Source organism: Bacillus sp. YP1 (assembly GCF_000877815.1).
In the GTDB taxonomy this organism is placed as follows: Bacteria; Bacillota; Bacilli; order Bacillales; family Bacillaceae; genus Bacillus; species Bacillus subtilis.
This window is the reverse complement of sequence record NZ_CP010014.1, coordinates 2,308,141-2,326,334: the sequence shown is the minus strand read 5'-3', so window position 1 is coordinate 2,326,334 and position 18,194 is coordinate 2,308,141. Positions and strand designations below refer to the sequence as shown.

General features: G+C 37.6%; 21 protein-coding genes and 4 pseudogenes. 20 read left to right on the top strand and 5 right to left on the bottom strand.

Annotated elements, in window-relative coordinates; all coding sequences use genetic code 11:
• Both QF06_RS21330 and QF06_RS11460 read left to right on the top strand, forming a co-directional pair.
• Nucleotides 1-144, top strand: a complete 144-nt coding sequence (locus tag QF06_RS21330; protein ID WP_017697705.1) for a YrzO family protein — start codon at nt 1-3, stop codon at nt 142-144.
• Nucleotides 145-424: 280 nt separating this feature from the next.
• Nucleotides 425-1,729 carry a hemolysin family protein gene (locus QF06_RS11460; RefSeq protein ID WP_041850102.1) on the top strand — a complete coding sequence of 435 codons (1,305 nt, stop codon included), beginning with the start codon at nt 425-427 and terminating at the stop codon, nt 1,727-1,729.
• 156 nt (nt 1,730-1,885) lie between these two features.
• Here QF06_RS11460 and bltD read toward each other — a convergent pair whose 3' ends face one another.
• Together bltD and blt are read right to left on the bottom strand one after the other, a co-directional pair.
• Nucleotides 1,886-2,344: a spermine/spermidine acetyltransferase gene (bltD, locus tag QF06_RS11455; RefSeq protein WP_041850101.1), complete on the bottom strand. Its 459-nt coding sequence runs from the start codon at nt 2,342-2,344 to the stop codon at nt 1,886-1,888.
• Nucleotides 2,345-2,542: 198 nt separating this feature from the next.
• A complete protein-coding gene (blt, locus tag QF06_RS11450) occupies nt 2,543-3,745 on the bottom strand; it encodes a multidrug efflux MFS transporter Blt (protein WP_041850100.1) in 1,203 nt (400 codons plus the stop codon).
• 114 nt (nt 3,746-3,859) lie between these two features.
• On the opposite strand from blt, the gene bltR reads away from it, so the two are divergent.
• From bltR to QF06_RS11395, 15 genes and pseudogenes are all read left to right on the top strand, one after another.
• A complete protein-coding gene (gene bltR / locus QF06_RS11445) occupies nt 3,860-4,681 on the top strand; it encodes a multidrug efflux transcriptional regulator BltR (protein WP_041850099.1) in 822 nt (273 codons plus the stop codon).
• Between the two features lie 81 nt (nt 4,682-4,762).
• Nucleotides 4,763-4,873, top strand: a pseudogene (locus QF06_RS22145) (N-acetylmuramoyl-L-alanine amidase); the annotation flags it as partial.
• On the top strand, nt 4,851-4,997 hold the full coding sequence (locus QF06_RS21325) for a hypothetical protein (protein WP_009967843.1): 147 nt from the start codon (nt 4,851-4,853) through the stop codon (nt 4,995-4,997). The pseudogene QF06_RS22145 and the gene QF06_RS21325, both read left to right, overlap by 23 nt.
• A 225-nt stretch (nt 4,998-5,222) precedes the next feature.
• Nucleotides 5,223-5,783 (top strand): cupin domain-containing protein, encoded by a 561-nt coding sequence (locus QF06_RS11440; protein WP_004398494.1) that lies wholly within the window; start codon nt 5,223-5,225, stop codon nt 5,781-5,783.
• Between the two features lie 384 nt (nt 5,784-6,167).
• Nucleotides 6,168-6,485 (top strand): hypothetical protein, encoded by a 318-nt coding sequence (locus QF06_RS22140; RefSeq protein WP_015649913.1) that lies wholly within the window; start codon nt 6,168-6,170, stop codon nt 6,483-6,485.
• A 21-nt stretch (nt 6,486-6,506) separates the two neighbouring features.
• Nucleotides 6,507-6,767, top strand: a complete 261-nt coding sequence (locus tag QF06_RS11435) for a metal-sensitive transcriptional regulator (RefSeq protein ID WP_003237170.1) — start codon at nt 6,507-6,509, stop codon at nt 6,765-6,767.
• Between the two features lie 146 nt (nt 6,768-6,913).
• Nucleotides 6,914-7,396: a DsrE/DsrF/DrsH-like family protein gene (locus tag QF06_RS11430; RefSeq protein WP_003229885.1), complete on the top strand. Its 483-nt coding sequence runs from the start codon at nt 6,914-6,916 to the stop codon at nt 7,394-7,396.
• Between the two features lie 23 nt (nt 7,397-7,419).
• Nucleotides 7,420-7,516 (top strand): annotated as a pseudogene (locus tag QF06_RS22135) (rhodanese-like domain-containing protein); the annotation flags it as partial.
• A 65-nt stretch (nt 7,517-7,581) separates the two neighbouring features.
• Nucleotides 7,582-8,139: a sulfurtransferase TusA family protein gene (locus tag QF06_RS11425; protein WP_004399169.1), complete on the top strand. Its 558-nt coding sequence runs from the start codon at nt 7,582-7,584 to the stop codon at nt 8,137-8,139.
• A gap of 20 nt (nt 8,140-8,159) precedes the next feature.
• Nucleotides 8,160-8,444 (top strand): annotated as a pseudogene (locus QF06_RS21845) (DsrE/DsrF/DrsH-like family protein).
• Between the two features lie 29 nt (nt 8,445-8,473).
• Nucleotides 8,474-9,608: pseudogene (locus tag QF06_RS11415) on the top strand (MBL fold metallo-hydrolase).
• 33 nt (nt 9,609-9,641) lie between these two features.
• The gene (locus QF06_RS11410; protein WP_003229888.1) at nt 9,642-9,869 is read left to right on the top strand and encodes a sulfurtransferase TusA family protein; all 228 of its coding nucleotides are present in this window, start codon (nt 9,642-9,644) and stop codon (nt 9,867-9,869) included.
• 60 nt (nt 9,870-9,929) lie between these two features.
• A complete protein-coding gene (locus QF06_RS11405) occupies nt 9,930-10,715 on the top strand; it encodes a sulfite exporter TauE/SafE family protein (RefSeq protein ID WP_003229890.1) in 786 nt (261 codons plus the stop codon).
• A 582-nt stretch (nt 10,716-11,297) separates the two neighbouring features.
• Nucleotides 11,298-11,774, top strand: a complete 477-nt coding sequence (locus QF06_RS11400) for an HXXEE domain-containing protein (RefSeq protein ID WP_004398792.1) — start codon at nt 11,298-11,300, stop codon at nt 11,772-11,774.
• Between the two features lie 243 nt (nt 11,775-12,017).
• On the top strand, nt 12,018-12,542 hold the full coding sequence (locus QF06_RS11395; RefSeq protein WP_003246192.1) for an NAD(P)H-dependent oxidoreductase: 525 nt from the start codon (nt 12,018-12,020) through the stop codon (nt 12,540-12,542).
• Between the two features lie 490 nt (nt 12,543-13,032).
• Here QF06_RS11395 and QF06_RS11390 read toward each other — a convergent pair whose 3' ends face one another.
• The 3 genes from QF06_RS11390 to QF06_RS11385 form a co-directional block, all read right to left on the bottom strand.
• A complete protein-coding gene (locus QF06_RS11390) occupies nt 13,033-13,590 on the bottom strand; it encodes a GNAT family N-acetyltransferase (protein WP_003229892.1) in 558 nt (185 codons plus the stop codon).
• A gap of 344 nt (nt 13,591-13,934) precedes the next feature.
• Nucleotides 13,935-14,183 (bottom strand): hypothetical protein, encoded by a 249-nt coding sequence (locus tag QF06_RS21840; RefSeq protein WP_119123070.1) that lies wholly within the window; start codon nt 14,181-14,183, stop codon nt 13,935-13,937.
• On the bottom strand, nt 14,102-15,319 hold the full coding sequence (locus QF06_RS11385; protein WP_003229894.1) for a DUF418 domain-containing protein: 1,218 nt from the start codon (nt 15,317-15,319) through the stop codon (nt 14,102-14,104). Before QF06_RS11385 ends, QF06_RS21840 begins: the two co-directional genes overlap by 82 nt.
• A 267-nt stretch (nt 15,320-15,586) precedes the next feature.
• Between QF06_RS11385 and yrkP the strand changes: the two genes are divergently transcribed.
• Genes yrkP through psiE form a run of 3 tightly spaced genes read left to right on the top strand, consistent with a single transcriptional unit; the run spans nt 15,587 to nt 18,029 of the window.
• On the top strand, nt 15,587-16,282 hold the full coding sequence (yrkP, locus tag QF06_RS11380; RefSeq protein ID WP_041850089.1) for a two-component response regulator YrkP: 696 nt from the start codon (nt 15,587-15,589) through the stop codon (nt 16,280-16,282).
• Entirely contained in the window at nt 16,269-17,567 is a 1,299-nt protein-coding gene (gene yrkQ / locus QF06_RS11375) for a two-component system sensor histidine kinase YrkQ (protein WP_041850088.1), read from the top strand. Before yrkP ends, yrkQ begins: the two co-directional genes overlap by 14 nt.
• A gap of 45 nt (nt 17,568-17,612) precedes the next feature.
• A complete protein-coding gene (psiE, locus tag QF06_RS11370; RefSeq protein ID WP_003246154.1) occupies nt 17,613-18,029 on the top strand; it encodes a phosphate-starvation-inducible protein PsiE in 417 nt (138 codons plus the stop codon).
• The last annotated feature ends 165 nt before the right edge of the window (nt 18,030-18,194 follow it).

Sequence of the window (18,194 nt, the reverse complement as noted above, 5' to 3'; positions counted from 1 at the left end):
ATGTTTGAAGGTTTATTGTTTTTCATTTCAGCTGGAATTGTCTGTGAACTTGCTGCAATTAATAGAAATGGCCGCAAAAATATAAAGCAACAGGCGGAATTGATTCAAATTTTAAGAGAAAACCTTAATAAAGACATCAAATAAATTAAGACGGTTGGGTATTATTGAACACACCAGAAAATTCAGGTGTGTTTTTATTTTGCTTTCTTTTTTAAGCCTTAAAACGTCACCAATCGCTAGTTAAATACTATGGGAACCACTCTTCATACGGAAAAAGATGATTATTTACATCATTCAGAGTTGATTTTAGGTTCTTTTGAACTTATAATGTTATATATACTGTTTTTTGTTTATTCAGAAAAAACGGGTTAGAAAAATAAATATTTATATCGGAGGTGTACGCCTTACTAAGTAAGGCAAATCATTGACAACCATTAACCTTATAATCTTTACTATTTTAATTGTCTTAACAGCATTTTTTGTTGCGACTGAATTTGCGATAGTAAAGATCAGGTCATCAAAAATTGACCAACTCATATTAGAGGGAAAAAAAGGTGCCGTATCAGCCAAAAAGGTCATTACTCATTTGGACGAATATTTGTCAGCTTGTCAATTAGGGATCACGGTTACAGCGTTGGGAATTGGCTGGGTTGGAGAATCGACTTTTGAAGTGATTTTGCACCCCTTATTTGCTCATTTTCATGTAAGTGAAACAGTCTCACATGTATTGATCTTAGTGATTGCTTTTGTGATTGCGACTTTTTTGCACGTTGTAGTTGGAGAACTTGCTCCTAAAACACTCGCTATCCAAAAAGCGGAAACCATCACTCTTTTGACTGCAAAGCCAATTATTTGGTTTTACCGCATCCTGTTCCCTTTTATATGGTTTTTAAATGGTTCAGCCCGGTTTATAGTAGGACTCTTCGGTTTGAAACCTGCATCAGAACATGAACTTGCTCATTCTGAAGAAGAACTGCGCATCTTACTGTCTGAAAGCTATAAGAGCGGTGAAATCAATAAAAATGAGTTGAAATATGTAAATAATATTTTTGAATTTGATGAAAGAATTGCCAAAGAAATTATGATTCCGAGAAGAGAGATCGTAGCGATTTCTAGTGAGGATTCTTATGAAACTATTGTTAAGACCATTAAGACAGAGAGTTATACAAGGTACCCAGTCCTAAATGGAGATAAAGATTCAATCATTGGTTTTATCAATGCTAAAGAATTCTTGTCAGCTTATATTGACACAGACCAGAAGATAAAAGAGGATTTCAAGTTAGAAAATCATATCACTCCTGTTATCCATGTTATTGAATCCGTTCCAATTCATGATTTATTGGTAAAAATGCAAAAAGAGCGAACACATATCGCTATTCTTGTGGATGAATATGGCGGCACTTCAGGTTTAGTCACTGTTGAAGATATTCTTGAAGAAATTGTTGGGGAAATCAGAGATGAATTTGATGAAGATGAAGTGCCTGATATTAGAAAAGTAAATGATAATCACTTTATCTTAGATTCGAAAGTGCTCATTGAGGATGTAAATGATTTATTGGGAACGACGTTAGCAAGTGACGAAGTGGATACGATAGGCGGCTGGTTTATGACTCAACAAATAGACGCTGCAGTTGGATCCGTTATAGAAGCCGATGGGTATATTTTTAAAGTGCACAAAACAGTTGGCCGGCATATTAATTATTTAGAAATTGTCCGGAAAAAAGAATAACATCTGGATAAAGCACATGAGATTTTGACTAATAAGATGCTTAAAGCCTGAGATGAAATTTTCATCCAGGCTTTTTTAAACAATGATCTTGCAGTTTAAGCAGGTAATCATGATCGAAGTTCAAACGTTTCTCAGCAAACAAGGAGGCTTGGATATCTATAGCTCTTTTACCATTACCTTCTCACCATTAAAGTCGAGTTCACCATTAAATCGAAAACCAAACCTTTGATAAAGGCGTATAGCATGAATATTATTTTCAAATATACTTAAATAAATTCTCTTGCATTTATATAGCTCAGCAAGGTGCTGAATGAGGGCTTTAAGCATTTTCTTCCCTAATCCTTTTCCCTGATAGCGTTCGTCAATAAAAAATCGGTCAAGCCAGACTCGTCCGTTTTTATTATCTTCATCATACTCGGGAAACAATCCATACATTGCAAAACCGACTAGATCTCCATCATAGTAAAGCCCGACAGGTTTATAATAGTGACATTCTTTTGCATCCTCTAAACATACTTTTGTAGATTCAATATATGATAATTGATTCTGGCTGACATGCAGATCAAGAATTGCAGCACGATTATCATCAGTTACTGCTTTTATGTTTATACTCATACTACTTCTCCTTTTTTCTTATCCCGGTTAGGCTGCGGCTTAAGGTGATGGCAGATGAAATCCTGATATTGCTAAAACTCAGCATAAACTATTTTCACATCAAGCAACATGTAGCCTATCAAATTAAGTACCTTTTCTTATTGTGCCTAACCAGAGGCATTCCCTGCATCCAAATGACTTGACTTTATAGAAAATGAATTAATTCAAAGTTGCAGCATCATTCTTTTTTTCTTTCCAAACCATTGTAAGACCAAGGCCGACAATCATAACGAAACCTGCAAAAAGGAAAGGATAATGAATGTTAAGATCAAATAGTATACCGCCTAAAGCAGGTCCAAATATATTTCCCAGGCTGGTGTATGTGGAGTTCATGCCTGCTACGAAACCCTGCTGGTTACCGGCCATATTGGATAAATGAGCGGTTAAGGCCGGACGTAGCAAATCGAACGCTAGAAAAATAAAACAAGTTACAAGCAAAACAGTTAAAAATCCTGACATAACAGTAGACACGAAAGCCAAGATCGCACCGGTTATTAAGCACAGCTGAATCATTCTTTTCTCTCCAAGTTTGTTGACCAATTTCCCGAATAGTAAAACTTGAATAACTACCGCAACAATGGAGCTAATCGTAATAATGGCTGCAATATCTTTTGGTGTGAAGCCAAATTTATGATCAGAAAACAAGCTGAATACCGTTTCATAAGCTGATAAACCAAAAGCCATTACAAAGACGATAATAAATGCAATGAAATAGACAGGATGAATGGATCTCTTCAAGTCTTTAATAAAATTTGATTCCTTTGTATGAGATGAGAGTTGATGGCGTTCTTCTGTCGACAATGACTCTTTTAGTATAAAAACGGAAGTGACAGCTGCTATTAACGCGATGGCGGAGGCGAAGAAAAACGGCATGCGGATGCCAAAGCCGGCAATAAATCCTCCCGCACCAGGCCCAATAATAAAGCCGGTGCTAATTGCAGCAGAAACATACCCCATAGCCTTTGACCTTTCCTTTAGGGTTGTAATATCAGCTACATATGCTGTTACCGCGGGCATGATAAAAGCCGCACTTATACCACCCAATATCCTCGAGAAATAAAATATTGAAACATGGGTCCCTAATCCGAAAATCAACTCAGATAAACTGAATATAAGCAACCCGAGAATAATCATTTTTTTTCTCCCAAAACGGTCAACCCACCTACCTGCAAAAGGTGAAGTAATTAACTGAGAAATGGCAAAAGCCGCAACAAGATAACCCATAGTGCTGCCGGATAAATGCATGATTTTCATAAAAGAAGGCATAACCGGAATAATTAAACCGATACCAAGAAATGCTACGAAGATGTTGCTCAATAGTATAATGAAAATCGTTTTTTGCTCACTTATTGATTTTTTCATTTAAATTCCCCTTTACTCAATTGAACCCTTTTACCTATCCTTTTCACTTGAAGCTTTTTTCAAGTACAATCAAATCATAAGGTATATGGTTACCGTATAGTCAAGGAGGTTTTTATGAGCGAAGATGTTAAGAAGTATTTCACAACAGGGGAGTTTTCAAAGCTCTGCCGTGTAAAAAAACAAACCTTATTTCATTATGATGAGATTGGTCTATTCTCACCGGAAATAAAAAAAGAAAATGGGTATAGATATTATTCCTATCATCAATTTGAGATTTTTCAAGTCATCACTCTATTTAAAGAGCTTGGGGTTCCATTAAAAGAAATAAAATGTCTAATAAAAGGAAAAACACCAGACAAGATCCTGCATGTTCTAAAAGAAAAGTCTATTGAGATTGATAAAAAAATAAATGAGCTTAAGCAGTTGCAAACGATCTTACAAACAAAAGTGACGCTTACAGAACAAGCACTTGAGACTGATTTTTCCTCAATTTCTTTTGAATATTTAAATGAAGAAACATTCATGTTAAGCCGAAAAACATTAAACTTACCGGAACGAAAATATGTGGCAGCCATTTCAGAACTCATTCATGAAGTTCAGCAATATGAATTAGATGAAGGATATCCGATAGGCGGAATCTTTGCACGGGAACAAATCTTAGAAAAAGACTTCTACAATTACAGTTACTTTTATATAAAAGTAAAAGATGGGGCAGAGAACATAAATTATCATGTACGGCCAAAAGGCCTGTATGCAGTTGGATATGAAATAGGCGGAAATACTGAAGAGGCGTACCGGAGAATCATTGAGTTCATTGAAAGAAATGGAATGCAAATAGGGGAAAATGCATATGAGGAATATATGCTGGATGAGATGGTAGTTGACGGGTATGAAAATACATATGCAAAAATCCTCCTTCAAGTTAAAGAGGTGTAAAATTACGAGATTTTCATATGGAAAATTGTTTCTGTTGTGTGCCCAAAAAGAATATAAACTGGTTTACTAAAAGCGAGCCCACATACAGGAGACGGTACAAACGGCACTGGGAACCGCAAGTCTATCGGCGTTGAAATATGCTATAACGATTCAGGAGGGGATAAATTCTATGCTGCTGAAAAACTGGCCATCAAGGCGCATCCAAAGAGATAAATCTAAAAGAGCTGGGATAGGGGGGACAAACAACAGAATTCCGTATACTCTGTTGTTGTGCTATGTAAATGTTCAAAAGCCATTTAGGATCGTCGACCTTTGATAATCCATCATATAAAGGTGTCATTCGATGTCTTGTTAACAAAGGCTAGTGAAATTCAACATCTAGAAAACGATTACAAGGTCGGTGATAAATTATTCATCCATGAATCAAACGGTGATCGAACATTCATTTTTGTGTTTAATATGAGTTTTCTTGATTTAGCACACTCCCTTAATAAATGCATAGGATACTATCACAAAAATTTATAATTGCGGGGATCAAAAAATGTACTATAACCCTTTTTCGCCTCAATGTTATTATTATGTGACTGTGCCGATGTATAATGATGGAAGATCTGTTTATTGGACTATTCCAAATGAGATGGAGAAAGTACACAGAGGTGCCGATTTGCGCTCTTCATATGAAGATAGAAACCTTCTTTTGAAGGATTATGGACCAAAACCATTTGTTGTAAATATCAATAGAGCCACAAAACAAAACAATACGTTCCGTACTGCTTTATGGACAGGAAAGCATTTTCAAGTTACTTTGATGAGTCTTGGTATTGGAGAAGACATTGGTTTGGAAATCCATCCTAACGTTGACCAGTTCTTACGGATTGAGCAGGGGCGTGGGATCGTCAAAATGGGAAAGAGCAAAGATCATTTGAACTTTCAAAGAAATGTCTATGATGATTCTGCCATTGTTGTCCCTGCCGGCACTTGGCACAACGTAATTAATACAGGAAATACGCCATTAAAACTTTACTCCATTTATGCTCCTCCTAACCATCCATTTGGTACAGTTCATGAAACCAAAGCAGATGCAGTGGCTGCGGAAGATTAGCACAGATATTCTGGAGAATTCTAGAATAATTAAAGTCACATCCAGCATGAAACATGGGGAACCAGTACCATGCTAATGAAACCCCATTTAATATCCAAGCAGCGTGTCTTGTGCTAATTTTAAGTAATTGATAAATAAAGCCGATTTAAAATTAAATCGGCTTATTGCTTTATTCGAGTTCCTTTTAGCAGAATTGGCATTATCGAATGTAAGTATTTTTTCAATCCGCGGATATCGAAATGAATCTATCAGCTCAAAGAAAGTAACTTTCACACTTGACTATATACCTATGGGGGTATATTATTGTTTTGTGAATAAACAAAGAGTTAATAAGGTGGTGTAAATAGTATCAATTATTTAGTTATTGCATTCCTGCTTATTTTTGTGATTATCATTGCAACGTATAGACGTTATTATCCTATAACCGGAATCTCTTGTATCCATAAAGATAAATTAGAGGCTATGGACATCACAATATTAGATATTCGTCATTATAACGATGTAGCCAATTTTTCGGATAATATTATTTTAAACATCCCATATGCGTATCTAAAACGTTTTTATTTAGAGATTCCACGTGATAAAATACACATAATAGCTCGTGACCGGGTGGAATTAAATTTAGGAGTGCGTTTTCTAAAGCGCAAAGGTATCCATGTAAACAGTTATGAACTGGCAACATGTAAATGTAAAAATAAATGAAAGAAAGGATTTCATTGATATATGGAGTATGATCAAAAGATTAAAAACCGCTTACGACGGATTGAAGGACAAATTAAAGGTGTATTGACTATGATGGAACAAGGAAAAGATTGTAGAGAGGTTGTGACCCAATTAGCAGCTTCCCGTAATGCGATCGATCGAGCGATGGGTTTAATTGTGAGCACAAACCTTGAACATTGTGTTCGTGAAAGTTTAGAAAAAGGCGAAGACACACAAAATTTAGTAAAAGAAGCAGTCGACTTATTGGTAAAGAGCCGATAAAAATTCATCAACCTAAGGTTGACGAATTTTTATATGCGTTATATTATACCCCCTATGGTATTTAAAGAGTTGAATAAAAGCAGATCTTTCGAAAAAATTTTTTGACTTTAATATACCCGCAGGGGTAATTAGTTAGGAGAATAAACATGACAGAACAAACAAAACGCACAACAATTGTTTTATTTAGCGGGGATTATGATAAAGCAATGGCAGCCTATATTATTGCAAATGGTGCAGCTGCCTACGATCATGAAGTGACGATCTTCCATACTTTTTGGGGATTTAACGCTTTACGTAAAGAAGAGCTGATTCCAGTGAAAAAAGGATTTCTTGAAAAAATGTTTGGAAAGATGATGCCTCGTGGTGCTGATAAGATGGGTTTATCTAAAATGAACTTTGCAGGTATGGGCCCTAAAATGATTAAAAATGTGATGAAAAAGCATAATGTACTTACTTTACCTCAGTTGATTGAGATGGCTCAAGAACAGGGGGTAAAGCTCGTAGCTTGTACGATGACAATGGATCTTCTTGGTTTACAGGAAAAAGAACTATTAGATGATATTGACTATGCTGGTGTAGCAGCTTATTTGGCAGATGCTGAGGAAGGCAGTGTCAACTTATTTATCTAATGTTACTCATTTACTCATTGCTAAGCGGAATGAGAAGTTTAAAGGCAAGTAAAAATATTGAAGAAACAAGGATTTAAAAACATCACAAATATAAAAGGGGGTATGAATACATGGTGTTAACTTACAGTGAGAAACTTTTTGTATATTTGTATACCCCCACCCCTATATAAGAAAAGGAGGAAAAAATGATGAAAGCAACTATTGTACTAGACGCTAAAGGTTTGGCGTGTCCAATGCCTATCGTAAAAACGAAGAAGAGAATGAAGGATTTAAAAGCTGGTGAAGTATTGGAAATTCATGCGACAGATAAAGGTTCTACAGCAGATCTGGAAGCATGGGCAAAAAGTACAGGCCATGAATATCTGGGTACTGAAGCAGAGGGAGAAATACTTCGTCATTTTCTTCGAAAAGGAGGAGAGCATTCATCAGAAAATGCATCTTCAATTCCTGAGATTTCATTAGAAGCTTTCAAACAGAAAGTAGATAGTGACGAGTCTCTTAACATTTTAGATGTTCGAGAGATAGAGGAATATGAAAAAGCTCATATCCCAGGAGTTGTGCATATCCCTCTTGGTGAAGTGGAAAAGCGCGCTAACGAATTAAACGAAAATGATGAAATTTATATTATCTGCCATTCGGGAAGAAGGAGTGAAATGGCGGCCCGCACCATGAAAAAACAAGGTTTTAAAAAGGTTATTAATGTTGTCCCGGGTATGCGGGATTGGACAGGTAAAACCGAATAAATAAAAAGCATGATGAACAGATGAGTACAAGAGTAGCGATTATTGCGGCAAATAGCGGTCTGTTTGATGCTTATAAAGTCTGTAATATTGCGACAAGGAAAAGAGCATGTCGCAGAAGGTTGTAGGAACGCAAATGTGCCTTCTATTCTTAACTGATTGAAATGGGAGTTGCATGATTTGGTTGTCAAATAACGATGGACGTTATGGGTTTAACAAAAGATGATTTTATGGAAGGAATCGAAGTAGGCGGGGCTGTTACCTTTTTTGGTTTTACGAAAGATGCTGATGTATCCTTAACGTTTTAGTCCCGCTAAAAGATTTGATATAGGAGGTATTGAAACATGACCGTAAAGGCAATGACCCCAAAAGAAGTGACAAAAAAAATCTTTAACAAAGAACCTTTATTTATTTTGGATGTGCGTAATGAAAATGATTTTAGTGATTGGAAGATAGAAGGGCATGACTTTGACCATTTGAATGTTCCTTATTTTGATCTTTTAGATGGCGTAGAAGATATCTTGGAGAAAATTCCTTCTGATAAAGAAGTGCTGGTCGTTTGCGCAAAAGAAGGTTCATCCGTCATGGTATCCGAAATGCTTTCTGAAGCAGGTCATTCTGTATCCTACCTTAAGGGTGGAATGAAAGCATGGAGCGAACATTTAGAGCCGGTAAAAGTCGGGGATTTAAAAGATGGCGGTGAGATGTATCAGTTTGTTCGAATCGGTAAAGGCTGCTTGTCATACATGGTCATTTCCAATGGTGAAGCAGCAATTATTGATGCGACACGTATGGTGAATTTCTTTATAGATTTTGCGAAGGGGAAGGGTGCAACGATTACTCACGTATTTGATACACATCTTCACGCGGACCATATTTCAGGCGGCAGAGTCATTGCTGAAAAAACAAAAGCAACCTACTGGTTACCGCCTAAAGATGCTGAAGAAGTGGAATTCGATTATCAGCCGTTGGAAGAAGGAAATGACATTATTATTGGAAATACAACGATTAAAATTCAACCGATTTATTCTCCGGGGCACACGATTGGCTCCACTTCTTTCATTGTCGATGACCAGTATCTTCTTTCAGGTGATATCTTGTTTATTGATTCAATCGGCAGACCAGACTTAGCCGGTATGGCAGAAGATTGGGTAGGAGATTTAAGAAAAACGCTTTATAGCCGTTACAAAGCGTTATCAAAGGATTTAATTGTATTACCGGCACACTTTATGATCATTGACGAGCTAAATGAGAATGGAAGTGTTGGTAAACAACTAAGTACATTATTTAGCGAGAACCATGGTTTGAACATTGCGGATGAAACAGAATTTAGACACCTAGTAACAGATCATTTGCCTCCGCAACCAAATGCATACCAAGAGATTCGAGAAACAAACATGGGGAAAATCAGCCCAGATGAAGAAAAACAGCGTGAAATGGAGATTGGCCCAAACCGCTGTGCAATACGGTAACACAAGTTTCTGCTAAAAAGAGGAGAGAAGAACATGAAATCAGATAAAGTATTAGACGCAAAAGGCTTGGCATGCCCAATGCCAATTGTCAGAACAAAAAAAGCGATGAATGAACTGGAATCAGGTCAAATATTAGAAGTGCATGCAACAGATAAGGGAGCCAAAAATGATCTTACAGCCTGGTCTAAATCAGGCGGACATGACCTTTTAGAGCAAACGGACGAGGGCGATATATTGAAATTTTGGATTCAAAAAGGCTAATGAATGTGAAAGGGTATCGAATAGAAAGATACCCTTTTCCTATGAAAGGAGGCAAATAAAATGGATATTGCCTTTATCACAACTCTTTTCATTATAGGGTTTATTGGTGCCTTTATTTCCGGAATGATTGGTATTGGCGGAGCAGTTATTAATTATCCAATGCTATTGTACATTCCTTCTTTAGTGGGAGTGATGTCATTAACTGCCCATGAAGTTTCAGGGATAGGGGCTATTCAAGTTTTTTTTGCGACACTCGGCGGTGTTTGGGCTTATCGTAAGAGTGGTCTTATAAATAAAACATTAATTATTTACATGGGAAGCAGCATCCTTTTAGGGAGTGTATTGGGGAGTTACTTTTCTCATTATATATCTGAAAAAGGAATTAACTTTATATACGGAATTCTGGCTATTATAGCAGTTATTTTAATGTTTATACCTAAAAAAGGACAGAAAGGACAAGAACATAGCGAAGATAAGGAAGTGATATTTAATAAATGGTTGGCTTCTTCCTTAGCGTTTATCATTGGTGGCGTATCAGGTATTTTAGGAGCTGGCGGCGCCTTTATCCTAGTCCCCATTATGTTATCGATTTTAAATATTCCTGTTAGAGTCACAGTCGCTTCATCTCTTGCGATTACATTTCTTTCATCCATTGGCGCAACAGTTGGAAAAGTAATCACGGGCCAGGTTCTTTTTGTACCAGCTCTGGTTCTTATGATTACTAGTTTAATAGCTTCTCCTATTGGCGCATCAGTTGGGCAAAAAGTAAATACAAAATTCCTGCAATGGGTTTTAGCGCAATTAATAGGTGCGACAGCTATTAAAATTTGGTTAGAGCTCCTTTGATATGAGCCAGCGGGTAAAATGAAAGATTAAAAGATTCATCACTCGTTGGTTTCTTATTAATGTTATGACACTTGGCCGCGTTCAATAAATGTTTCAAGTGTTTGATGAAATTCATTTTGATAATGGTGACTTGGACAAGTCTTGACTATAGTACCATGAAATGCATTTGACTTAGTGGTGTCCAGTGTTGTTTTGCATTAAGACAGCATACATAAAATAAAAGAGACCATAACTTAATCTTTGATCACCTTTTTTAAAACATTTTAATCCTGATTGGTTTAAGGGGTATGGTATGTGATGGGTATAATGAGTCAATATAAATTATGTCTATTTTGTGCCCAAAATAAATAGAGGGACTCGAACTAAAAAAGAGGATGCCAAACTATATAGGTATCTTTGTTTGCTTTAGAGTTATTATATTTGAATATGACATGCCACGTAACAACACGTTATTGCACATATAATTAAGAAGCAACTACTAAGGCAGATTCTTCTCTCTTTTAACACCATATCCAATCAGCCTCAAATGTAATATAATGTTGCCAAACCATATTGGTTGTGGCACCGAGGAGGAAATGATAGGTGGTTTATTTCGTAGCATTTTTTTGTTTTGCTATTACACTTCATAATATTGAGGAAGCTATTTGGTTACCTGAGTGGTCACAACAATCTTCAAAGTTTCAAAAGCCAGTAACTTCAAATGAATTTCATTTTGCTGTCATTGTTATAACTATGTTGGCTTATTTATCTGCATTTGGTTTTTTATATATGCCAGAATCAGATATTGCAAAATGGATTTTCATTGGCTTTCTAGGTTCTATGGTTATCAACGCTATTTTTCCACATCTTATCGCAACTGTTGTAATGAAAAAGTATGCACCTGGACTTCTTACGGGCTTATTGCTTAACATTCCAGTAAACTCATTAGTTATTTATCAAATGTTTTTAAAGAATTTGATTGTATGGAAGGAGTTAATAATATCTACGTTGGTTGTAGGAATTATTTTATTAGCACTTATTCCATTATTATTTAAAGTTGGTGATAAAGTATCTCCTTAATGAGTTTAAATTGGTAAGGATTGAGGGAAAAGGTAGAAATTTTCTAAATAATGGATTATTCTGTATATCGGATTTCTACAAAACAATGTCTTAAGTCATCATTGATTTTGGTGCCCAATTAGTTGCCCTGAATTCATGAAAAAGGATAAAATAGGTGTAAATAAAGTTGCTATTTTAAAATTAGAATCAATTCATTATCGTAAAAAATAATAACTAATTGGCAAAGAAAGGATAATCAGTCTAATGAAAACATTAGTTATCGTTATACATCCTAATTTGGAAACGTCTGTTGTCAACAAAACCTGGATGAATCGTTTAAAGCAAGAGAAAGACATTACGGTTCATGACCTGTACGGTGAATACCCTAATTTTATCATTGATGTAGAAAAAGAGCAGCAGCTCCTGTTAGATCATGAGCGTATCGTTTTTCAGTTCCCAATGTATTGGTACAGCAGTCCCGCGTTACTCAAACAATGGGAAGATGATGTGTTAACACATGGCTGGGCTTATGGAACTGGAGGAACTAAATTGCATGGAAAAGAACTACTCTTAGCTATCTCCTTAGGCGCACAGGAATCTGATTATCAAGCAGGCGGAGAATATAATATCACGATCAGCGAGCTTATCAGACCGTTTCAAGTCACTGCTAACTATATAGGAATGCGTTTTCTTCCTGCGTTTACACAATATGGGACACTTCATCTTTCAAAAGAAGATGTTAAGAACAGTGCGGAGAGATTGGTTGACTATCTTAAAGCCGAGCATTAATCCGGTATTCGCGAGGGAAGCTGAAACAAATGATGTGTTATGAAATAAGGGTTTGTGACAGATTTTCATAAACTTAATTTCAAAGTTACATCAAATACTTAATTCAGGGGGGGGCATAGTGCGAGGGCTTAAAATTAATTAAAGCAGGGCAATGAGTACGTATTTCTTAATGAAATGTAGAGTTCCTTGGCCTCTAATAGGTACCCGATTTGTGTCCAGAATTCTGAAAAATGATGAAAATAAGTATAAATAAAATAAACATATGCTTTGAATAAAAGCTTTTGTAACTCATGATATGTTTTTACTATGTTGAGGGACTAGTGGGCGTGGTATATGTCAGAAAAGAAACCGATGATTCAAAGGTGTTTTGACCCCTGTTTATGAGACAGGGATCAAAACACCTTTTAAACATCATTATTACCTTCCTCTGATAATGAAATATAAAAAAGTTACCAGCAACTCTCTGCGGCATCTCGCCGTGTTCAATTGTTTAGTCCTTTTTTTTCATAATCTTTACAAATCTGAAAAAGTCATCATCATTCAGTAGGGGCTTGTCATCTTCACGTCCATTGCGATGCATATGCGGATTAGAGTGATGTTCATTGTAGAACTCTACGATATGAAATCCACACTTATTCACATAGAAGTTGATATTTCGCTTTTCGAAATAAGGTGTCACGGTTTCCCAAAGCACAGTATCCGGATACTGTGCTTCAATGGCTTTCCAAGCAGAAAGACCAATCCCTTGGCTGTGATATTCTGGAGATACATAGAATAAATCTAGCGAATTATGATTTGTTTGGCTGTTGATACGTACTACTGCACCACCGACATTCTTACCATCCTGAAGAATATGATATACCACTGCTCCGGGAGCATTGAAAGACTCCTGAACATCATTGTCCGATGGAATCGGCCCATCTTCGCAATCACCGAACGTTTCAATCACGGCGATCGCAAAGGCTTCTTGTAATTTTTTTTGGAATTCTGGCAGATCAGATTCCTTTGCTAGTTCCAGAATAACTTTTGGTTCATTTTTAGTTTTCATGATTGTTCACTCCCTCAGTTGCTAAAATATAGAGTTCAGTCGTTCAGTAAAACATTCGAGCTGCTCTGCGAGGCCTTTTCACAAAAAAGTGATTCCATCGCTCTTTCTTCCGCGGTAAATTTGGCGTTAAAATACTTCAAAAGCTTTCTCCTGTCTTTTTGTATGATTCTTTTTCTTTGTTTCATTGGAAAACAAGCTGCATGTAACCCTAATTTACTATTGTTCACTACCGTATTAAGTGTCGTATGCGGGATTTGTCATCATTCTCGAATTTTTCCTGCGAAAAGTTACAAAAATAGTCGAATGAGGCGCCTTTGACTATGAACATGCGTAAAAGATTCAATTTAGATTCGATCATGAGCAATGCACATTGAGTAAACTCTGGTGGATTTATTAGCCCAAAGAAGCCTAAATGATATAAAAATAACTAGTCCATATATCAAATCTGTCCGTTTAATGCCCGCTTCATTCAACAACACTAATTTGAAGTCATGCAATCTGTGCAAGGGGGTTATTTCTGAATAGATTTTTCCGAATGCAGCGGAGTTGCTTTGGGACTCCCGTTTACTTTGCCGTACGTCAGCTTGCGCCATACTAATTCCATCGGACCGTACCTAAACCGTTTCAACCACAATGTACTAAAGCTCATAAGAACGAAGTACACGGCCAGACTGAACATGAACGTGCCGGCGGATTGAATATGATCCGCAAGCCCGAATCCGTACCTGAGGAACAGAACTGTTCCAATGATAGAGTGAAGCAGATAACAGGTCAATGACATCCGTCCGACTTTGGTGAATATCATCATAGGGCCTCGCAGCTGAGGAAGGTATAGAAACAGCATTGCAAAAGTGCTCATATAAAACATACTTCCGGTTAAGCCGCCATTTTGACCCAAGACAGAGGAAATGTCCTTCCACAGCATATTCTCAGAAAGATTAAACATGTCTAGTAATATACTGCTTTGTGTTATTAGAAAAGCGATTGTGCTAATGATCCAGATACGCTTCCATATAGGCTTTTTCGCTTCCATGTCTTTGAAAAATTCCATCTTAACAAAGTACACGCCCAGCAGAAACATGAGAAACATGGAATAGATCATAGAGAAAGAGCCGGCAGCCATCGTGACCATATCTGTCCACCGAGTGCTGATGGATTCCATGTAGGTAAGGCTGCTGTGGCTAAACAAAGTAAACTCTGAAAAATTCGGGTTTTTTGACCCTGCAGTATTGATGACATTGTACAACATTGTGAAAACAGGAGTCAGGAATTGAAACACGATAAGTGCGATAATCCATCTAAGCACCGTTTTGGCCGTGCGTTTATAGAAGGCGAGTAACAGGAAGCCACTTACGGCGTAAAAGGCCAATATGTCACCGACCCAAACAAATGTGATGTGCAAAATGCCAAATCCCAACAGGATAGATAACCTGCGGGCAAACAGCTTGTTGGGACTCTCTACCTTCTGCGCGGCTCGATCCATAAAGATCATAAACCCGACTCCGAACAGGAAGGAGAATAACGTAACGAATTTCCCTTCGGCAAACCAGGAAACCAGCTTATGCAGTACGTCATCGGAGGCCATTTCGAATCCCTTTACTGAATCTACGATCAGAAAATAATTGACAATAATAATGCCAAGCAAGGCAAATCCTCGTACGATGTCCAGAAAATGAACCCGTTCCCGCAGACTCACCGGTTGCCCGCGTCCTTCTTTTTGTACAATCATATCAATACTCCTTTCCCATTTATCACGGCAATGTGTAGTGCGGATCTGAAAAACTTGAGCCTTACAATGGATAAATATAAAGACCGAATCTTAACAATTTATGAAGAGTCATCATTTTTTTTAGAAAATGTGACAAATTTGTGGCGAGCATCAGCTTTCATAAATTGTTAAGATTTACGTAGTATCTTATAACGTACTTATTACTATGAACGATATATAGTAAGGACACACGAGAAATAACATCAAGAATCATGAGGTGAGAGAGACATGGCCTATCGAATATTAGTCGTAGAGGATGATGAGGATATTGGTGATCTTTTGGAGGAATCCCTTACACGTGCAGGTTACGAGGTGCTAAGAGCCAAGGATGGAAAGCGAGCATTGCAACTTGTGAATGACTCGCTTGATTTGGTTATTTTGGATATTATGATGCCAGGCATTTCGGGAATTGAAACATGTCAGCACATCAGGAAATCCTCTAACGTCCCGATTCTGTTTCTGACGGCCAGATCGAGTACACTCGATAAAACTGAGGGATTACTCGCCGGCGGCGATGATTATATGACTAAACCATTCTCGGAAGAGGAACTTCACGCTAGAGTGATTGCTCAATTACGCAGATATACTATCTATCAGGAAAAGAAGGAACAGGAAGAAACATTTCTTATCGGCGGCAAACTAAGAGTGAGCGAAGAATTTAATGAGGTGTGGAAAGAGGAGAAGCAAATCAAGTTGTCAGATCTGGAGTATCGTATCCTGAAACTTCTGATGAGCAAACGCAACAAAATATTTTCTGCCCAAAATATATATGAGAGTGTGTGGGGACAGCCTTACTTTTACTGTTCCAACAATACGGTGATGGTGCATATTCGGAAGCTGCGCTCCAAAATTGAGGATGATCCGGCACGTCCGGTTTATATAATAACTGAATGGGGAAGAGGATATCGATTTGGCGCATCTTAAATTTACGCTAACCAAAAAACTGGCTTTGCTGATAATGGTTGCTGCGATTGTGAGTGGTGTGATCTTTCTGACGTTGCAAAAGATCACAGATAATCTGATCGAGGGATATCTGAGTTCGGAAGAGTATTATCACAAGGAGTCAGCAAGATACATTCAAAAATTCAGCAAGTACGTTTCAGAAAATGAGTTGTCTACATCAGATAGAAAAGCGTTTGGCGAGTGGGTCAAAAAAGAAAATTACATTAACCTCACCATATTCAAGGATCAGGAGCTGCAATATGATTCTATTTATTCCGAATCGGATTATGGAAAGGAAAAGCTGACTCAGTACGCTCAAAATCATTCACATCCTGTCAAGTTTAGCGATGGTGAAGGACGAGTCATTATCGACGGTTTCTACTCTTCCCGATATTATGATCTGGCCTTTGCATTGGATTTGCTCGGGGCAACCCTCATCTTTTTAATCATTGTTCTCTTCGGAATTCGCCAAAGTCTTCGCTACCTTAAAACGATTCATCAAGAGATTCATATTCTTGAAGGGGGCGAACTGGACTACGAGATGACGATAAAAGGGCATGATGAATTAGCGATGATTGCAAAGAGCATTGAGGATCTGCGGAAAGCTTTCCTGGATAAACTTAAAGCTATCGAGGAATTGCAAGCTGAGAGCCGCAGCCTGGTTACCGAAATGTCGCACGATATGCGCACACCGCTGACGTCGCTGATCATGAATCTGGAGTTTGCCAAAAAAGAGGGAGGCGAAGCGGGTGCCAGCAAAGATCGGTATGTAGCCAATGCTTATGGTAAAGCACTGCAATTAAAAAGCTTGTCTGACAATCTGTTTGCGTATTTCCTGCTGGACAAGGAATATGAGGCCGATCTGGAGACCGTTGCAGTGAAAGAAGTGATCTACGATCTAATATCAGATCAGATTGCTATCCTTCATCAGGAGCATTTTCGGGTCCATATTTCAGGCGAGCTGCCGGAAACCTATATTAACGTGAATTTGGAGGAGCTTGGTCGTGTATTTGATAATGTGATGTCAAACTTATTGAAATACGCAGATCCGGAAGAAAAAATCAGCATCACGTTTGTATCGGATCAAGAGATATTTGAGATCCATGTTAGCAATACGATTAAACTTGCAGATATAACACCGGAAAGCAACGGACTCGGTGAAAGAAGCATTGCGCGAATGATGTCCCGCATGCAGGGACAGTTTCACAGTATACAAAAGAATTCTAAGTACTACATTGTGCTACGATTTTGGAACACCAAGATGTAGGCTGAGAATAAAAACCACGAATATATTGAAATAGGAGACAACATGATGAGATTTTCTAACAAATTCAAAAAGGTGCCTTACCTGTTACAAGCGCTTCTCAACGTCTGTCTGTTCTTTCTGGCGTTAGCCTTAAGCGCACTTCTGATCAGCGAGACTTGGTACATTGTGCTATTCGTATACAAGTCACTGTTCAACAAAGTGGACAGCTATTATGAGATGCTTGGAGAACTGCTTATATTCTTCATGTACTTTGAGTTCATTGCTTTGATTATCAAATACTTCAAATCAGACTTTCATTTTCCGCTTCGCTACTTCATTTATATTGGCATCACAGCTGTCATTCGTTTGATTATCATCGATCATGATCAGGCGATCTCAACGTTCTGGTGGGCGATGGCCATTCTTGCAATGATTTGTGGATTCTTTATTGCCAATAGACGAAATTCTGTTGTTGAACATTAATAAATTAGTTCGCATTATGCCGATACGCCGCCGAAATATCCTAATTGTGAAAGGGAACTGGTACAGATTTTTATAAGTCTATCTGTTTAATGTCAGCTCAGAAATCTGTAGTGGATCAAATTGAATCGTGGTTGTAAGTGGATATCTGAATGTATTTATTGGCTA